Below are 18,306 nucleotides of genomic sequence, written 5' to 3'. Positions count from 1 at the left end.
CGACATCTCTCCCCTCCGGGGCGAGAAGACTGGGGGCTATGCGGTGGATGCTGCCCAAGGAAGGCAGAGTCGTGCCGGCTTCTCGACTGAGGCTGCTCGCTTACATATCATGCAGCACATAGGCTGCCTTTACCGCGGCGGAGGCGCGGTTTTCGACGCCGAGTTTTACGTAGATCGTTTCCAGATGCTTGTTCACCGTACGCGTCGAAAGGCCGAGAATGTCGGCGATGTCGCGATTGGTCTTGCCCTTGGCGATCCACAGCAGCACTTCGGATTCACGCATTGTCAGGGGAAAGTGCTTTCTCAGCGTCTCGTCGTCGCTGACCGGATTGGCGGGGGTGACGCGGAACAGGTATTCGTCCGCGCCGGTCTTTTCCAGGAATGTGAGCTGGAACAGTGTCTTGCCGTTTGCGCTGATCGGCAGCATCGGCTGGCTGCCGGGGGCTGCTTCCGCATTGCCTTCCGCAAGCCAGGCGGCGATCCGTCTGCCGACGATCTTCATGTCCGGCGAACCGCCGGCTGCCTCGCCGATCAGCCTGCCGGCCTGAGGCGTCATCCAGCGCGGCATGCCGTCCGGTCCCGCGGCAAGCAGATGGCGGCCGGTTGCGTCGAGCGCCACGCGCGCGCTCTGGGCCGATCGGGCATTGGCGAGATGGACGCGGATGCGGGCCCTCAGTTCATCGATATTGATTGGCTTGGTCAGGTAATCGACGCCACCCGATTCCAGCGCGTGGACAATGTGCTCGGTCTCCGAAAGACCGGTCATGAAGATGACGGGGCTTTCGGCTGCCGGTCCCGTTTTCAGCCGCCGGCAGGCCTCGAACCCGTCCATCTTCGGCATCACCGCGTCCATCAGCACGATATCGGGCGTGATACGCGCGACGATGCTGACCGCGCTTTCGCCCGAGGTTGCGATCAGAACGGAATAACCGCTGTCTTCCAGCGCCTCGGTCAGGAAGCTCAGCGCCTCTGGACTGTCGTCCACCAGAAGTACGATTTCCTGTGCGGCGTTCTCAGCCATCTTGCGCGGTATCCTTCCCGGCGGCGCCGGACTTGAGCCTGTTCAGATAGGCGACGAGGCCGTCCAGGTCGAAACGGGCGACAAAGACGGAGGCCTCGGTCGCGAAAGACCGGTAGCCGTCTTCCGCCGAAAGCAATGCCAGCTTTTCCCGGACGCCACGGTGATAGCCGATCTCGGCGAGCCGGATCAATTCATCAAGCTGCGAATCCGGCGGCGTTTGCAAGACGTCAGGTATTTCGGGCGCGGCGCTCGTGCTTTCGTCCGGCGTTTCCCGCCAGGTGAGGCCGAGATGCAGCGCCAAAACGTCGCGCAGGCGCTTGAGATTGAGGGGCTTCGACAGCGTGTCGTTATGGCTGTCATCCCCATGGCCGATGATGGCGTCGTCGCCGATATTGGCCGAGAGCATTACGATGGGTTTCGTCATACCGGCATCGCGCAGGCGGGTGGCAAGCTGCCAGCCATTCATCCCCGGCATTCGGATGTCGAGCAGGAAGATGTCCGGCGTCGTGTCTTCGAGCAGGCCGAATACCGTCTCTCCGTCTTTGGCGAGCATGACGTCGAAGCCGAGCGGCAGGAGAATGTCGCGCATCATCGCGCGATGATCGGCATTGTCGTCAACGACCATGATTGTGCGGCGCGGCCCGTCATAGCCCGCAGCGACGGCGGTGGCACCGGCCGCGCGCGGCGGCTGCGGCCGGTCGATGGAGGCGAGCATGAGGCGTACGGTAAAGCGCGTGCCCGAGCCCTCCCGGCTTTCCACCTCGATTTCGCCGCCGAGCGTGTTGACCAGAAGCCGCGTGATGGTGAGGCCGAGGCCGAGCCCCGGCTTTTCCCTGCCGCCGCCGCGCTCGAACGGTTCATAGATGCGCGAAAGATCCTTCTCGGCGATGCCGCTGCCCGTGTCGGTGACGATAAAGGTCGCCACCTGGCTGCGATAGCGCGCCACAAGCGACACGCTGCCGGTATCGGTGAACTTCACCGCGTTGGAGAGCAGGTTGACGAGGATCTGGCGCAGGCGCTTTTCGTCGGTGCGCACATAGGCCGGCAGGTTGCGGTCGAGCGTGTGCTCGAATATCAGTCCCTTGGCCCGGGCCTGGGTCTCGAACATGTCGATGATCTGGTCGAGAAATTCGGCGAGGTTGATCTCGTTGGAGAAAACCTGAAGCCGTCCGGATTCGATCCGTGAGATGTCCAGCAGCCCGTCGATCAGGCCCGAGAGATAGTCGGCCGAGCGGCGGATCGACTTGATCGCCGGCTGTCGCGCATCGGGTATGGTCGGATCGCGCTCCAGCAGCTGTGCATAGCCGGAGACGGCGTTGAGCGGCGTTCTCAATTCATGCGAGAGGCCGACGACATAGCGGCTCTTGGCGCGGTTGGCGGCTTCGGCGCTCTCCTTCGCGGCCTGGAGCGCGGCATCGGTTTTCTCGTGGGCTGCGATTTCCTTCAAGAGCAATGTCGTCTGGCGCGAGGATTCCTCCTCCGCCACCATGCGGCTGTCATGGGCGAGCACATAAAACCAGGCGATGATGCAGGCGAGCATGGCGAAGACGAAGAACACGATCAGCGCCGTGTCATAGACCACAGAGGCCGTCTCCGGCGCTGCGCGGGCCATCTGGTAGGCGATCATCGAAAGGATCGCTCCGATGAAGGTGACCGAGAGCGCCGCCGTGATGCCGTAGCGGCCAAGCCGGGAGGAAAGCTGCTCGACCAGCCGGGCCGGCAGCAGCGCGCCGGCGACGGTCGCGATCTGCGTGTTGAGCCGGGCTCTGGGTTTGCACAGGTCATGGCAGCGGCTGTCGAGCGAACAGCAGAGCGAGCAGATCGGTCCTGCATAGGCCGGGCACCAGGCCATGTCCTCCGGCTCGAAGGGATGTTCGCAGATCGAGCAGGTGATCGCTGTCTTCGACTGCCAGCCCCGGCGCTGCCTGCGCGCCAGATAATAGCGCCCGCCCGTGCCCCAGGCGATCAGCGGCGAAGCGATGAGGGCGACGACGAGCGCGATGAAGGGGGCGAAGGAAACGGCGAGCGCGCCGAACAACCCGAAATGGGCTACAAGTGCGACGAGGCAGGAAAGCGCCATCGCGCCGAGGCCGACGGGGTTGATATCGTAGAGATGCGCGCGCTTGAATTCGATCCCCGGCGGAGACAGGCCGAGCGGCTTGTTGATGAAGAGGTCGGCGGAGATGGTCGACAGCCACGCCATGGCGACGATCGAGAACACGCTGAGCGAGGCTTCCAGAAGCCGGTAGATGCCGAGCTGCATCAGGAGCAGCGCGATCGCCACGTTGAAGACCAGCCAGACGACGCGGCCGGGATGGCTGTGGGTGAGGCGGGAGAAGAAGTTCGACCAGGCGAGTGAGCCCGCATAGGCGTTCATGACATTGATCTTCAGTTGCGAGACCACGACGAAGGCGGCCATCAGCAGAAGCGCGGCGGTCTCATTCGGGATCATGTAGCCGAAGGCGGTCAGGTACATATGCGCCGGGTCGGCCGCCGCCGTTGCCGGCATGCCGGTGGAAAGCGCCAGCACGGCCAGGAACGAGCCGGCCATCAGCTTCGGCACGCCGACGACGACCCAGCCGGGGCCAGCGAGGAAGATCGCCAGCCGATGGCGGAACTTGCGCTTGCCCGTTGCCGGCAGGAAGCGCAGGAAGTCGACCTGCTCGCCGATCTGCGGCATCAGCGCGAAGATGACGCCGGCTGCCGCTGCAAAGCCGGCCAGCGTGAACGGCGCGGCTGAACCGGGGGCGGCACTTTCCGCCCGTATGCCGCCAAAGGCGCGCCACAGCTCGAACTTTTCGAAGTCCATGAAGGCGATGAAGATGAAGGGCAGGATGTTGAGGATGATCCAGAAGGGCTGCGTGATCAGCTGGAAGCGCGAGATCATCTGCACGCCGTAGGTCACGAGCGGGATCACCAGCACGGCCGAGATGATGTAGCTGATCCACAGCGGAATGCCGAAGGCGAGCTCCAGCGCCCCCGACATGATCGATGCTTCGATGGCAAACAGGATGAAGGTGAAGCTCGCATAGATCAGCGAGGTCACCGTCGAGCCGATATAGCCGAATGAGGCGCCGCGCGTCAGAAGATCGATGTCGACGCCGTGGCGGATCGCATATCTGGCGATCGGAAGGCCGGCGAGCAGCATGACGGCGGAGGCGACGATGGCGGCGAAGAAGGCGTTGGTCGTGCCGTAGGACAGCGTGATCGTGCCGCCGATGGCTTCCAGCGCCAGGAAGGAGATCGCGCCGATGGCCGTCTGCGATATGCGGCTTGAGGAAAACCGGCGCGCGCTCTTGGCGGTGAAGCGCAACGCATAGTCCTCAAGCGTCTGGTTGGCGACCCAGCGGTTATATTCGCGCCGGACGGGAATGATGCGTTGGCGTGGTGTCATGGAGCGTGTGCGGTGGCGGCCCTTGAAAAGAAACTTGGCTTTTTCGAATGTTCAGGCAATGGCTTTCGATGGCAAGCGAAATCGCGGGCCGATTCGCGCCATTCGCCGCACTTTTTCCTTTTTCCGGGGAATGTTAGGATGAAAGCGTTCATTCGAAGCTGCAAAGCCGCAAATAGGAGAGGTTCATGACGAACACCGAAACGAAAAACAATGACGGCCAGAGCTTCGGGACCGACGGCATCGCGCCGATGGAGCGTCCGAGCGCGGTGACGCGGTTCTTCATGGGCGTCGTCAACTGGGCGGAAAAGCTCAATTTCAAGCACGCGATCTACGGCAATCCGCCCGTTTATGACAATGCAACCTTTCCCTGGTCGAAGGAGATCGAGGCGGCAGCGCCCGCCATCCGCGCCGAACTCGACAAGGTGCTGGAACGCCAGAGCGAGCTTCCGAGCTTCCAGGATATCTCCACGGACGTGAAGACGATTTCCGATGACAATCACTGGAAGACCTTCTTCCTGCTCGGCTACGGGCTGAAATCGGAACAGAACATCAAGGCCTGCCCGAAGACCTGGGAGGCGATGCAGAAGATCCCCGGGCTGACGACGGTGATGTTCTCGATCTTCGAGCCGGGAAAGCACCTGCCGGCCCATCGCGGCCCCTATAACGGCGTGCTGCGTCTTCATCTGGGCATGATCGTGCCCGAGGCCGAGCCCGATCAGCTCGCGATCCGGGTCAAGGACCAGATCTGCCACTGGGAAGAGGGCAAGGTGCTGATCTTCGACGATGCCTATGAGCACGAGGCCTGGAACCACACGGACAAGACCCGCGTCGTCCTGTTCGTCGATTTCGTCAAGCCCACGCGTTTTCCCGCCCGCTTCATCAACTGGCTCTTGATGAACATGGCGATCTTCACGCCCTTCATCCGCGAAGGTCTCGACAACCACAAGGACTGGGAAAAGAAGTTCTATGCCGAGGCCGAGGCGCTTCGGAACCGGCCATAAGGCAGCCTTGCGGGCAGTCTTCCACCCTGCCTACGTCAAATGACGTATGTGGGGTTCTCTTTCCCTCGACGATAGTTGTCGCAGGCGTTTTCTGACGGACGCCGCGATTTCCAAGCGCCTTTGAAGGCGACAATCCGTTGAGGGGAAAAACATGAATTTCAAAAAGGCAATGACCGGCGCGGCACTTCTGGCGGCGCTCACCGCTTCGACCGCAACCGGCGCGCTGGCGCAGGAAGACACGATCAAGGTCGGTATCCTGCACTCGCTCTCCGGCACGATGGCGATTTCGGAGACGACGCTGAAGGACGCCATGCTGATGCTCATCGAAGAGCAGAACGCCAAGGGCGGTCTTCTCGGCAAGCAGCTTGAGCCGGTCGTCGTCGACCCGGCCTCCGACTGGCCGCTCTTTGCCGAAAAGGCGCGCGAACTGATCGAAGGCGATGGCGTTTCGGCTGTCTTCGGCTGCTGGACGTCCGTGTCGCGTAAATCGGTTTTGCCGGTCTTCGAAGAGCTGAACAGCATCCTCTTCTACCCCGTCCAGTATGAGGGCGAGGAAAGCCAGCGCAATGTGTTCTACACCGGTGCCGCGCCGAACCAGCAGGCCATTCCGGCCGTCGACTACCTGATGGAAAATGAAGGCGTCGAGCGCTGGGTTCTCGCCGGCACCGACTATGTCTATCCGCGCACGACCAACAAGATCCTCGAAGCCTATCTGAAGGATCACGGCGTTGCCGAAGAAGACATCATGATCAACTACACGCCCTTCGGCTTCTCCGACTGGCAGACGATCGTGTCCGACATCAAGAATTTCGGCTCCGAAGGCAAGAAGACGGCCGTGGTCTCCACCATCAATGGTGACGCCAACGTGCCCTTCTACAAGGAACTCGCCAACCAGGGCATCGCCGCTTCCGATATCCCGGTCGTCGCCTTCTCCGTCGGCGAGGAAGAGCTTGCCGGTCTCGACACCGCGCCGCTCGTCGGCCATCTGGCCGCCTGGAACTACTTCCAGTCCGTCGATACCGACGCAAACTACGACTTCATCGACGCCTGGCATGCCTTCACCGGCGATGACGCGCGCGTGACCAACGACCCGATGGAAGCCCACTACATCGGCTTCAACATGTGGGTCGATGCCGTTGAAAAGGCCGGCACCACCGATCCGGATGCCGTCATCGACGCGCTTGTCGGCGTATCGGTTCCGAACCTTTCGGGCGGCTATTCGGCCATGATGCCGAACCACCACATCACCAAGCCGGTCCTGATCGGCGAGATCCAGGATGATGGCCAGTTCGACATTGTCTACGAAACGCCCGGTCTCGTCGCCGGCGATGCCTGGTCCGATTACCTGCCGGATTCGAAGAACCTGATTGCCGACTGGCGCGCGCCGATGTCGTGCGGCAACTTCAATGTCGAAACCGGCCAGTGCGGCGGTATGGCTGCCGAATAAGAACGGCAACTCGGCTCCCGGCGCGTGTTTCGCGCCGGGTGAACAGGGGGACAGTCCTTTTCGAGGCGGACTGTCAACGTTGGGGGCGCACATGTCCATTTCTTTACTACCGCGCTATTTCAGAACCTTTCTCTTATTTGCAATACTGGTACTGGCATGTGCGCCCTCGCTTTCACGGGCTGCCGATGACGTCGGATCGCTGATCGACCGGTTCTCCGAAGCCCGTAATTTCAACCAGACGGAAGACATTGTTAAGGCGCTTGCGGCCACCGGTGATCCGGCGGTTATTCCGGTCTTGAAAACGCTCGCCGATGGCGATCTCTACTACCGCGAGGATGACGGCAAGGTCTTCATGACCGCCGACGGCGAATCCCGTCGCAACCTGCTTCTGATCGACCCGCTGACCGGCGAAGAGCTTGGCGAGATGTCCAAGCGCGAACTCGAGAAGATCAAGGTCAACAACAATCTGCGCAGCGCCATCGATGCCGCCCTTGCCGGCATGACGCTGATGAGCCCCGATCCCGCGGTTCGCCTCTCGGCCGCCCGTTCCATGATGGATGCGCCGAGCGAGGACAATCTGGCGCTGATCGAAGAGGCGCTTGCGGCCGAAGAGGACGGCGAGATTGCCGCAGTCCTTGGCAAGGCCCGCGCCATCTCCATCCTGAATTCCTCCCGTCCGATCGAGGCCAAGGCCGAAGCGATCGACGACATCGCCGCGATCGGCGGTCGCGATGCGATCTCCATCCTTCTCTCGGCGCGCGGTTCGCTCGACCCGGAACTGCAGGACGAGGTCGATGCCGCCCAGGCGAAGATCGAAAAGCGCCTTGCCTTCTGGGACGCGGCGCAGAATGTCTGGTACGGGCTGTCGCTCGGCTCTGTGCTGCTTTTGGCGGCGATCGGCCTTGCCATCACCTTCGGCGTCATGGGCGTCATCAACATGGCGCATGGCGAAATGGTGATGATCGGCGCTTACTCCACCTTTATGGTGCAACAGGTGATCCGCACCTCCTATCCCGGCCTGTTCGACTGGTCGCTGGCAATTGCCCTCCCTGTTGCCTTCCTGATCACGGCCGCCGTCGGCCTCGTGATCGAACGCGGCGTCATCCGCTTCCTCTATGGCCGCCCGCTGGAAACCCTGTTGGCCACCTGGGGCGTTTCGCTGATCCTGCAGCAGGCGGTTCGCAGCATTTTCGGCCCGACAAACCGCGAGGTCGGCAATCCGTCCTGGATGTCCGGCGCCTTCGATCTCGGCGGCCTCGTCATCACCTGGTCGCGGCTCTGGATCGTGGTCTTCTCGCTTGCCGTCTTCCTCGGCCTTCTGATGCTGATGAAGCGTTCCGCCTTCGGCTTGCAGATGCGGGCGGTAACGCAGAACCGGCGCATGGCCGCCTCCATGGGCATCCGCACGCCCTGGGTCGATGCCTTCACATTTGCCCTTGGATCGGGCGTTGCGGGGCTTGCCGGCGTCGCGCTGTCGCAGATCGACAATGTCTCGCCCAATCTCGGCCAGTCCTACATCATCGATAGTTTCATGGTCGTGGTCTTCGGCGGCGTCGGCAATCTCTGGGGCACCTTCGTCGGCGCCTTCTCGCTCGGCATCCTGAACAAGTTCCTCGAGCCCTATGCCGGCGCCGTTCTCGGCAAGATCCTGGTGCTCGTCTTCATCATCCTGTTCATCCAGAAACGGCCGCGCGGTCTGTTCGCACTCAAGGGAAGGGCGGTTGAATCATGATTACGGCCTATATTCTCCGCTCGCTCGACCGCAGGGTTTCGATCGCGATTGCTATTCTCTTCTGCATTGCCCTTCTGGTGCCGGTACTGAACCTTGTCATCCCGGCGGGCAGCCCGTTTCACCTGCCGACCTATCTGGTCTCGCTCTTCGGCAAATATCTCTGCTACGCGTTGCTGGCGCTCTCGCTTGATCTCGTCTGGGGCTTCTGCGGCATTCTCTCGCTCGGTCACGGCGCCTTCTTCGCGCTCGGCGGCTATGCCATGGGCATGTACCTGATGCGCCAGATCGGTTCGCGCGGCGTTTACGGCGACCCGGTCCTGCCGGATTTCATGGTGTTTTTGAACTATCAGGAACTGCCCTGGTTCTGGCACGGCTTCGACATGTTCTGGTTCGCCATGCTGATGGTGCTTCTGGTGCCCGGTGCGCTGGCCTTCGCCTTCGGCTGGTTCGCCTTCCGCTCAAGGGTCAACGGCGTCTACCTGTCGATCATCACCCAGGCGATGACCTATGCCCTGCTGCTCGCCTTCTTCCGCAACGACATGGGCTTCGGCGGCAATAACGGCCTGACGGACTTCAAGGACATTCTCGGCTTTTCCGTGCAGGCCGACGGCACGCGCGCGGCGCTCTTTGCAGCCTCCGCCATCTTCCTTGCCATCGGGCTCTTCATCACCTCGGCCATCGTCCGCTCCAAGTCCGGCAAGGTGCTGGTCGGCGTGCGCGATGCCGAAAGCCGGGTGCGGTTCCTGGGCTACCGGGTGGAAAACTACAAGCTCTTCACCTTCGTCGTCTCGGCCATGATGGCGGGCGTTGCCGGTGCGCTCTACGTGCCGCAGGTCGGCATCATCAATCCGGGCGAATTCGCGCCGGCCAATTCCATCGAAGTCGTCATCTGGACCGCCGTCGGCGGGCGGGCAACGCTGATCGGCCCGATCATCGGCGCCATTCTGGTCAATGGCGGCAAGACGATCTTCACCGGGCTTTTCCCCGCCTTCTGGCTGTTTGCGCTCGGCGGTCTCTTCGTTGCCGTCACCCTGTTCCTGCCCAAGGGGATTGTCGGCACGATTTCCGACCGGTTTTCGAAAAAGGGCAATGACGCGGCGGCCCGCAACGAACGCTCCGAAGAGGCCGAGGCCGGCATGGACGTAACCCCGAGCGAGGAGGGTGCACGATGAGCCCGATGGAAAAACGCGCGAAGAGCCTGCTCTATCTCGACAATGTCTCGGTGTCCTTCGATGGCTTCAAGGCGCTGAACAACCTGTCCTTCTTCATCGAACCCGGCGAGTTGCGGGCCGTCATCGGCCCGAACGGCGCGGGCAAGACGACGATGATGGACATCATCACCGGCAAGACCCGGCCGGATACGGGCGAGGTGTTCTTCGCCGACACGATCGACCTCACCCGACGTGACGAGGCCGACATCGCCCAGCTCGGCATCGGCCGGAAATTCCAGAAGCCGACGGTGTTTGAGAGCCACACGGTCTGGGACAATCTGGAACTGGCGCTCAACCGCAGGCGCGGCGTGTTCTCCACGCTGTTCTACCGGCTGACCAGCGAGGATCGGACCCGCATCGAGGACATCCTTGAGACGATCCGCATGACGGCGCGCAGGCAAGAGCTTGCCGCCAACCTTTCCCACGGTCAGAAACAGTGGCTCGAGATCGGCATGCTTCTGGCGCAGGAGCCGAAGCTTCTCCTGGTCGACGAACCCGTCGCCGGTATGACCGACGCCGAGACCGTGGAGACCGCGCACCTTCTGCGCGAAATCGCGAAAACGCGCGCCGTCGTCGTCGTCGAACACGACATGGGCTTCGTCCGCGATCTCGGCGTCAAGGTCACCTGCCTCGCCGAGGGCTCCGTCCTGGCCGAGGGCTCGATCGACTACGTCTCGAACGATCCGAAGGTCATCGAGAACTATCTGGGGCGGTGAGGGGATGGCGGGTCAGAGGAAATGGACACCTTCGTCAAGCCGCCTGGATCCTCGGGTCAAGCCCGAGGATGACACGTTGGGAAAGGTTCGCGCTTTCTCTGCACCTTTTTCTGCGGAGGATAATGTTGATGAGATCGCTTTAGTGGCGCCGCGCACACCACCCGCGTCATCCTCGGGCTTGACCCGAGGATCCAGGCGAACAGCCGTGGCATCGGCCAAACCGCTCCGACCTCTTCATGCTTTCCAGAGAGAACACTCGCCATGCTGACCATCGATAACGTCAATCTTCACTACGGTGCGGCGCAGGCGCTGCGGAATGTCTCGCTTTCCGCCGATATGGGCAAGATCACCTGCGTGCTGGGCCGAAACGGCGTCGGCAAGTCGTCGTTGCTGCGCGCCGTCACCGGCCAGCATCCGACATCGGGCGGCGCGATCAGTTTTCAGGGCGAAAAGCTCGATGGGTTGGCGCCCTACCACCGGGCCAAGCGCGGAGTCGGCTACGTGCCGCAGGGGCGCGAGATCTTCCCGCTGCTGACGGTCCGGGAAAACCTGGAGACCGGCTTTGCGCCGCTTGCCGCGCGCGACCGCACGATCCCGGACGACATCTTCAGCCTGTTTCCCGTGCTGCAATCCATGCTGTCGCGTCGCGGCGGCGATCTTTCCGGCGGCCAGCAGCAGCAACTCGCCATCGGCCGCGCCATGGTCACGCGACCCAAAATTCTGGTGCTGGACGAACCGACGGAAGGCATCCAGCCCTCGATCATCAAGGATATCGGCCGGGCGATCCGATACCTGCGCGACAGTACCGGCATGGCCATTCTTCTGGTCGAGCAATATCTCGATTTCTGCCGCGAACTCGCCGACCAGGTCTATATCATGGATCGCGGCGAGATCGTCCATCACGGACCCGCCGACACGCTCGATACGCCGGAGGCGCGCCGCCACCTGACTGTCTGATGCTTCCGCGCGCAGCCTGCGGAGAAAATGTGCGCGTCAGGCGGGCATGTGCTGCTATTGTGTCCACAAAACCGGGATGCCTGAGCCGCGGATGCCTCGGTTTTCAGCGAAAAACGAAATCCATTTCGCTGGCGGCACGAAACTTGCTTTTCCTTGTGTGAGAAGAAAATACGAGGTCAATCAATGTGCGGTCAGAGAAAATGCGGCTTGGAGGAAGCGTCCCCCGGGACGGAGTGGACGTCTTGATACGAGACATGCCGGGACGGGCGCAGCGCACCTTCGGCAGGGGCGAGATCAGGGCCAAGCTTTCCGCGGGCAGGACGCGGCTTGATGAGTTCTATCAGGAGGGGGCTGCCAAGATCCGCATCCCCGAGAGCTTCGACGGGTCCATGGAGGCCGTGCTGATCAATACCTCCGGCGGGCTGACCGGCGGCGACCGACTGCAATGGGTGATGACGGCCGATCCGGGCACGACGCTGACGGTGACCACGCAGGCCTGCGAGAAGATCTACAAGTCCGACAGCGGTCCGGCGACGATCGAGAGTGAATTGCGCGTCGGCGAGGGGGCGCGGCTCGACTGGCTGCCGCAGGAGACCATTCTTTTCGATGAAGCCGCGCTGCATCGCCGGCTTGATGTCGACCTTGCCGAAACGGCCGAGTTTCTGGCGATCGAGGCGGTGCTCCTCGGCCGCAAGGCGATGGGCGAGGCGGTGCGGCGCGGCCAGTTCCGCGATCGCTGGCGGGTGCGCCGGAAAGGCACGCTGATCCATGCCGAGGATGTGCGCATGACCGGCGATATCGAGAATCTCGTATCGCAGGCCGCCGTGCTCGGCGGCGATGTCGCCTTTGCGACGCTGCTCTACTGCGGGCCCCGCGCCGAGGCGCTGATGCCCAGGGTGCGCGAGGCCCTCGGGACGTCTGCCGGCGGCGCCAGCGAATGGAACGGCAAGCTTGTTGCCCGCGTCGTCGCCCCCGACGGCTATCAGTTGAGAAAAAGCCTGATTCCCGCCTTAAGGGTCTTGCGGGAGAATGAAAATCTGCCGAAAGTCTGGCATCTATGAAATCCGCAAGCTGTGACAGCGAGAGAGTGACGCATGAACCTGACGCCGCGTGAGAAGGACAAACTGATGGTTTCCATGGCCGCCATGGTGGCGCGCCGCAGGCTCGAACGGGGCGTCAAGCTCAACTGGCCGGAAGCCGTCGCGCTGATCACCGACTATGTGGTCGAGGGTGCGCGCGACGGCCGCCCCGTGGCCGAGCTGATGGAGGCGGGCGCCCATGTGCTGACCCGCGACCAGGTGATGGAAGGCGTGCCGGAAATGATCCACGACGTGCAGGTGGAAGCAACCTTCCCCGACGGCACCAAGCTGGTGACCGTGCACGAGCCGATCAGGTGAGGGCGGCAGTATGAGCGCTCTTGATGAGCAGCAGTCGGCCTACTTAACGACGGAGATGAGCGAGCTTCGTCGGCAGATCAACGAAATCAGCCAATTGATCAACCGAGTCCAGTTGTTCGCAGTTACGAGTGCTGGAGCTGTTTATGCCATTGGTTTCGGCTACAGCGACATAGAAGGTGACTGGTGGAAACGCAGCCTTTTTGTTCTTCCTCCGGTGCTGAATACTTTTCTGTATTTCCAGTACGTATCCCTTTGGCAAGAGGCTGCTGAAATTCGCGATTACATCGTGCTTATCGAAAGACGAGTCTTGGGGCACGTTAGCGGGTATACTAGATTCTATCGTGCCCGTCGATCTGAGCGCGGCAAGAGTTCGGTCAGGAGAGTCCGGACCTTTTGGTGGCTGGGTTTAACCCTTATTCCGGTCTTCGTAGGGGTCTCGCGCGAGATTGGTGTGGCGGTAACCTCGCGGCACGGTTTTGGAATGGAGGATTATCTTTTATGTTTGGCTATCGTCGCTCCTGCATTGGTATCACTTTGGTATATACTTGGAGGCTTTGAAAATGATCCCCGGTGAAATGATCCCCGCAGAGGGCGAAATCGAGATCAATGCCGGTCTGCCGACCGTCACCGTCACTGTCTCCAATACCGGCGACCGGCCGGTTCAGGTGGGCAGTCACTACCATTTTTTCGAGGCCAATCCGGGGCTTGCCTTCGAGCGCGACAAGGCGCGTGGCATGCGGCTCGATATCGCAGCCGGAACGGCCGTTCGCTTCGAGCCCGGCCAGACCCGCGACGTGACGCTGGTGCCCTTTGCCGGCAACCGCACGGTCTACGGGTTCCGACAGGAAATCATGGGGAAGCTCTGACAATGGCTGTTCGGCACTACCACGGAAGCTGTCAGTGCGGAGCTGTCGATTTCGATGTTGATATCGAACTCGGCCACACCGTCACCTGCAATTGCTCGCGCTGCAGGCGTCTCGGTTCGGTGCTGGCGTTTGCGCCGCGCGAAGACTTCACGCTGAACAGCGGCGAGGACAACCTGACCGAATACCTGTTCAACAAGCGCCAGATCCATCACCTGTTCTGCAAGACCTGCGGCATCGAGAGCTTTGCCTATGCCACGGGCCCCGACGGAACGGCGATGGTGGCGGTCAACGCCAATTGCCTTGACGGGGTCGATCCCCGCAGCCTCAGCTCACAGCATTACGACGGCGCGGCCGTATAAATTTCCCGCCCCAGGAGGAACTCCATGCCTTTCAAGATGTCTCGCGCCTCATATGCGTCCATGTTCGGGCCGACCACGGGCGACAAGGTGCGCCTTGCCGATACGGAACTCTTCGTCGAGGTGGAAAAGGATTTTACCCGCTATGGCGACGAGGTGAAGTTCGGCGGCGGCAAGGTGATCCGCGACGGCATGGGCCAGAGCCAGGCGTCGCGCGCGGAAGGCGCGGTCGACACGGTGATGACCAATGCGCTGATCATCGACCACTGGGGCATCGTCAAGGCCGATATCGGCATCAAGGACGGCCGCATCGCCGGCATCGGCAAGGCCGGCAATCCGGATACGCAAGCCGGCGTCGACATCATCGTCGGGCCGGGCACGGAGGTGATTTCGGCCGAGGGCAAGTGCGTCACCGCCGGCGGCATGGACGCCCATATTCACTTCATCTGCCCGCAGCAGATCGAGGAGGCGCTGATGTCAGGCCTCACCTGCATGCTGGGCGGCGGCACGGGGCCGGCTTATGGCACATTCGCCACCACCTGCACGCCCGGTCCCTGGCATATCGAGCGGATGATCCAGGCCGCCGACGCTTTCCCGATGAATCTCGCCTTCTCCGGCAAGGGCAATGCCTCGCTGCCGGGCGCGCTGGAGGAGCAGGTGCTTGGCGGCGCTGCCGCGCTGAAACTGCATGAGGACTGGGGCACGACGCCGGCGGCGATCGACAACTGCCTCACCGTGGCCGACAAATACGACGTCCAGGTAATGATCCACACGGATACGTTGAATGAATCGGGCTTCGTCGAGGATACCGTGGAGGCCTTCAAGGGCCGCACCATCCACGCCTTCCATACGGAAGGGGCGGGCGGCGGCCATGCGCCGGACATCATCAAGATCTGCGGCCTTTCCAACGTCATCCCGTCCTCGACCAACCCGACGCGGCCCTATACGGTCAACACGATCGCCGAACATCTCGACATGCTGATGGTCTGCCATCACCTGTCGCCGTCTATTCCCGAAGACATCGCCTTCGCCGAGAGCCGCATCCGCAAGGAGACGATCGCGGCGGAAGACATCCTGCATGATATCGGCGCCTTCTCCATCATCTCTTCGGACAGCCAGGCCATGGGTCGCGTCGGCGAGGTCATCATCCGCACCTGGCAGACGGCCGACAAGATGAAGCGTCAGCGCGGACGTCTGGCGCAGGAGACCGGTCAGAACGACAATTTCAGGGTGAAGCGCTACATCGCCAAATACACGATCAACCCGGCGATCGCCCACGGACTTTCCCACGAGATTGGTTCGGTGGAAGTGGGAAAACGGGCCGACCTCGTCATGTGGAACCCGGCGCTTTTCGGCGTCAAGCCGGAGATGATCATCATCGGCGGCACGATCGCGGCCGCCCAGATGGGCGATCCGAACGCCTCGATCCCGACGCCGCAGCCGATGCATTACCGCTACATGTTCGGCGCCTATGGCAAGTCGCGCACCAATTCCTCCGTCACCTTCGTCTCCGAAGCCTCGCTCGATGCCGGCCTGGCCCACAAGCTGGGCGTTGCCAAGCAGCTTCTGCCGGTCAAGAATACGCGCGGCGGCATTTCCAAGGCCTCGATGGTGCACAATTCGGCAACGCCGGACATCTCCGTCGATCCGGAAACCTACGAGGTGCGCGCCGATGGCGAGGTGCTGACCTGCGAACCGGCGGATGTTCTGCCGATGGCGCAGCGGTATTTCCTGTTTTAGAGGAAGCTCGGACGGAGGCGGCCTGAAAGGGTCTCCTTCCTTGCTATCAAAGGGGCCAAGCATGACCGCATGGGAAGTATTCATACCGGCCTGTTTCGCGCTCAACTGCGCGCCGGGACCGAACAATATGCTGGCCTTTTCCAACGGCGCGCGGCTCGGCGCGGTGCGTGGCCTGCTCGGCGGCATGGGGCGGATGCCGGCCTTTGCCTTTCTGATCGCGATCACGGTCGCGGGGCTCGGCGCTGTTCTTGCCGCGTCCGCCACCGCCTTTCTGGTCATCAAGCTCGTCGGCGCGGTCTATCTCGTCTATGTCGGCATCCAGATCCTCATCAAGGCGAGGGCGCTTGCCGAGATGCAGGCGCTTGACGCCAGCATTGCCGCGCTGATGCGGCGCGATTTCTCGATCGCGATCACCAATCCCAAGGCGATCGCCATCTTCACCGCCTTCTTTCCGCAGTTCATCGTCGAGGGCGGGCCGATCTGGCCGCAACTGACGGCCATGGGCCTTGCCTTTCTGGTCATGGAGGTCGTTGCCGTCTGCCTCTATGTCGCCGGCGGCGCGCTGCTCGGGCGTTTCATCGCATCCAGCCGGGTGTTCGTGCAGCTGAACCGCGCCGTCGGCGCGGCGCTGATCTTCGCCGGCGGTTCGATGGCGCTCGCGCGTCACTGAGCGCGGGCGCTGTCGGGGTGCGTCGGAATGACGCAGTGCCATCGGGTTGAATGGCGCCTGACCGCTATCACATTGAAACTGCTTGGCTGAGATGAGGGAATTGCCATGCGTTGCGCGCATGGCAGCCATCAGATTGGAATAATTCTAAGGTTGTACCTTTATTCCGATTTGAAAATTGATAAAATCCCTCAACCTTTCCAAAACAGAATTCCTTCTCAAGGGCTGAAGACAACAGGAGATTGAGATGATCGGTCGCAGAGTTCCGAACGTAACCTTCCGCACGCGTGTTCGCGATGAAAGCATCGAAGGGCCGAACCCGTTCCGCTGGCAGGACATGTCCTCGGACGACTACTTCAAGGGCAAGCGGGTCATTCTGTTTTCGCTGCCGGGCGCCTTCACGCCGACCTGCTCGACCTACCAGTTGCCCGACTTCGAGAAGCTTTTCCCCGAGTTCCAGGCCCAGGGCATTGACGACATCTACTGCATGTCGGTCAACGATGCATTTGTTATGAACGCCTGGGCCAAGGGCCAGAATCTCGAGCACGTCAAGGTCATCCCGGACGGCTCCGGCGAATTCACCCGCAAGATGGGCATGCTGGTCAACAAGGACAATCTCGGCTTCGGCATGCGCTCCTGGCGCTACGCTGCCGTGATCAATGACGGCGTCGTCGAGAAATGGTTCGAGGAAGAAGGCTTCTCCGACCTGTGCGAGACCGACCCCTACGGCGTCTCCGCGCCGCAGAACATTCTGGAAAGCCTCAAGGGCGAATCCAAGGCCGCCTGAGGCCTGCAATATCGACGTGACGTGATTACGAGGCGGTCGGCTTTACGGCCGCCTTTTTCAATGGCCCTATCCAAACACGATCCGCGGAAAATAGAACGAGACCACCCAGTTGGGCGCGTCGACGATTTCGCTGATCTTCAGGTCGCCGGCGACCGAACAGAGCATATAGGCGTCGGCTGGATCGAGATTGCGGGTCTTTGCCAGGCGGTCGATCATGTTCGAGACAGCCACGCGTGCCGCCTCCATCAGGTCGGGCCCGATACCGGTGGTCACGTCATAGCCGGCGCCGTCGAGGTGACGCGCAATGGGGCCGGGTGTGACGAAATACGGCGTCTTCGGCGCGGCGCCTTCGATCACGTCGACGGTGACGGAAACATCCATGGCGCTTTCGATGGCGGTGCCGCAGACCTCTCCGTCGCCCTGGGCGGCGTGGGTGTCGCCGATGGAGAGCAAAGCGCCCTCGACTTCCACGGGCAGATAGAGCGTGGTGCCGGCCGCGACGTCGCGAATGTCCATATTGCCGCCCACATGGCGCGGCGGGATCACCGCGTGATTGCCGGGTTCGGCCATGGCGACCCCGATCGTGCCGATGAAGGGACGCAGCGGAATGCGCGCCAGCGCATTGAAAACGGCCGGTTCCGAGATATCGGTCTCATAGTTCCAGAGCTTCAGCCGCGGCCCGGAGAAATGATCCGCCAGAAGGCCGAATCCGGGAATGATCGCCGTCCAGCCAAAACCCGAAGGCGCGAATTCATTGATGGTGACCCTGAGTGCGTCGCCGGGCCTTGCCCCTTCGACATAGAGCGGACCCGTCAACGGGTTGGCCTGGCCGGGCTCCGCCGTCAGGATATCCGCTGCCGTGCTCTCCGGGCCATAGTGCCCGTTGCCGGCATCGCGGCAGGAAAACGCGACCGTCTCGCCCGACCGGGCGACGAGAACAGGATCGATCGACCGGTCCCAGCCGAGATGGCCCTGATGGTCGTGGATCGTGTGTGCGCATTTCATCGGCATTTC

Annotated in this window: 16 protein-coding genes and 1 pseudogene; 14 read left to right on the top strand and 3 right to left on the bottom strand. The window is 62.1% G+C overall.

The genetic code is table 11. The annotated features are described in order from the left end of the window. Positions 1–100: 100 nt before the first annotated feature. The gene (locus JET14_RS15780) at positions 101–1,021 is read right to left on the bottom strand and encodes a response regulator transcription factor (protein WP_200334726.1); all 921 of its coding nucleotides are present in this window, start codon (positions 1,019–1,021) and stop codon (positions 101–103) included. Beyond that, positions 1,014–4,415 carry a hybrid sensor histidine kinase/response regulator gene (locus JET14_RS15775; protein WP_200334725.1) on the bottom strand — a complete coding sequence of 1,134 codons (3,402 nt, stop codon included), beginning with the start codon at positions 4,413–4,415 and terminating at the stop codon, positions 1,014–1,016. Before JET14_RS15775 ends, JET14_RS15780 begins: the two co-directional genes overlap by 8 nt. 185 nt (positions 4,416–4,600) lie before the next feature. Here JET14_RS15775 and JET14_RS15770 point away from each other — a divergent pair, with 185 nt between their 5' ends. The 14 genes and pseudogenes from JET14_RS15770 (at position 4,601) to JET14_RS15705 (ending at position 17,292) form a co-directional block, all read left to right on the top strand. Continuing rightward, the gene (locus JET14_RS15770) at positions 4,601–5,416 is read left to right on the top strand and encodes an aspartyl/asparaginyl beta-hydroxylase domain-containing protein (RefSeq protein ID WP_200334724.1); all 816 of its coding nucleotides are present in this window, start codon (positions 4,601–4,603) and stop codon (positions 5,414–5,416) included. Positions 5,417–5,567: 151 nt separating this feature from the next. Then, positions 5,568–6,863, top strand: coding sequence for an urea ABC transporter substrate-binding protein (gene urtA, locus JET14_RS15765; protein ID WP_183485739.1), 1,296 nt, complete (start codon positions 5,568–5,570; stop codon positions 6,861–6,863). A 91-nt stretch (positions 6,864–6,954) separates the two neighbouring features. Then, the gene (gene urtB / locus JET14_RS15760) at positions 6,955–8,595 is read left to right on the top strand and encodes an urea ABC transporter permease subunit UrtB (protein ID WP_200334723.1); all 1,641 of its coding nucleotides are present in this window, start codon (positions 6,955–6,957) and stop codon (positions 8,593–8,595) included. Further along, positions 8,592–9,680: pseudogene (urtC, locus tag JET14_RS15755) on the top strand (urea ABC transporter permease subunit UrtC); the annotation flags it as partial. The gene urtB and the pseudogene urtC, both read left to right, overlap by 4 nt. Positions 9,681–9,763: 83 nt before the next feature. Further along, entirely contained in the window at positions 9,764–10,522 is a 759-nt protein-coding gene (gene urtD, locus JET14_RS15750) for an urea ABC transporter ATP-binding protein UrtD (RefSeq protein WP_200334720.1), read from the top strand. Between the two features lie 261 nt (positions 10,523–10,783). Next, complete coding sequence (gene urtE / locus JET14_RS15745; protein ID WP_200334718.1) at positions 10,784–11,479, top strand: urea ABC transporter ATP-binding subunit UrtE; 696 nt, start codon at positions 10,784–10,786, stop codon at positions 11,477–11,479. A gap of 254 nt (positions 11,480–11,733) precedes the next feature. Further along, a complete protein-coding gene (locus JET14_RS15740) occupies positions 11,734–12,540 on the top strand; it encodes an urease accessory protein UreD (protein ID WP_246750639.1) in 807 nt (268 codons plus the stop codon). A gap of 33 nt (positions 12,541–12,573) precedes the next feature. Continuing rightward, positions 12,574–12,876, top strand: a complete 303-nt coding sequence (locus JET14_RS15735) for an urease subunit gamma (RefSeq protein ID WP_200334716.1) — start codon at positions 12,574–12,576, stop codon at positions 12,874–12,876. Between the two features lie 10 nt (positions 12,877–12,886). After that, complete coding sequence (locus JET14_RS15730; RefSeq protein WP_200334715.1) at positions 12,887–13,450, top strand: hypothetical protein; 564 nt, start codon at positions 12,887–12,889, stop codon at positions 13,448–13,450. Further along, entirely contained in the window at positions 13,437–13,742 is a 306-nt protein-coding gene (locus JET14_RS15725) for an urease subunit beta (protein WP_200334714.1), read from the top strand. Before JET14_RS15730 ends, JET14_RS15725 begins: the two co-directional genes overlap by 14 nt. A gap of 2 nt (positions 13,743–13,744) precedes the next feature. Further along, on the top strand, positions 13,745–14,101 hold the full coding sequence (locus JET14_RS15720; protein WP_200334713.1) for a GFA family protein: 357 nt from the start codon (positions 13,745–13,747) through the stop codon (positions 14,099–14,101). A gap of 24 nt (positions 14,102–14,125) precedes the next feature. After that, on the top strand, positions 14,126–15,838 hold the full coding sequence (gene ureC, locus JET14_RS15715; protein ID WP_200334712.1) for an urease subunit alpha: 1,713 nt from the start codon (positions 14,126–14,128) through the stop codon (positions 15,836–15,838). Between the two features lie 61 nt (positions 15,839–15,899). Then, on the top strand, positions 15,900–16,508 hold the full coding sequence (locus tag JET14_RS15710; RefSeq protein WP_024708961.1) for a LysE family translocator: 609 nt from the start codon (positions 15,900–15,902) through the stop codon (positions 16,506–16,508). Positions 16,509–16,752: 244 nt separating this feature from the next. Beyond that, complete coding sequence (locus tag JET14_RS15705; protein ID WP_024708962.1) at positions 16,753–17,292, top strand: peroxiredoxin; 540 nt, start codon at positions 16,753–16,755, stop codon at positions 17,290–17,292. Between the two features lie 66 nt (positions 17,293–17,358). Here JET14_RS15705 and JET14_RS15700 read toward each other — a convergent pair whose 3' ends face one another. Continuing rightward, positions 17,359–18,303 carry an acetamidase/formamidase family protein gene (locus tag JET14_RS15700; protein WP_200334711.1) on the bottom strand — a complete coding sequence of 315 codons (945 nt, stop codon included), beginning with the start codon at positions 18,301–18,303 and terminating at the stop codon, positions 17,359–17,361. Between the last annotated feature and the right edge of the window lie 3 nt (positions 18,304–18,306).

The organism is Martelella lutilitoris (assembly GCF_016598595.1).
In the GTDB taxonomy this organism is placed as follows: Bacteria; Pseudomonadota; Alphaproteobacteria; order Rhizobiales; family Rhizobiaceae; genus Martelella; species Martelella lutilitoris_A.
This window is presented reverse-complemented; position numbering and strand designations above follow the sequence as displayed.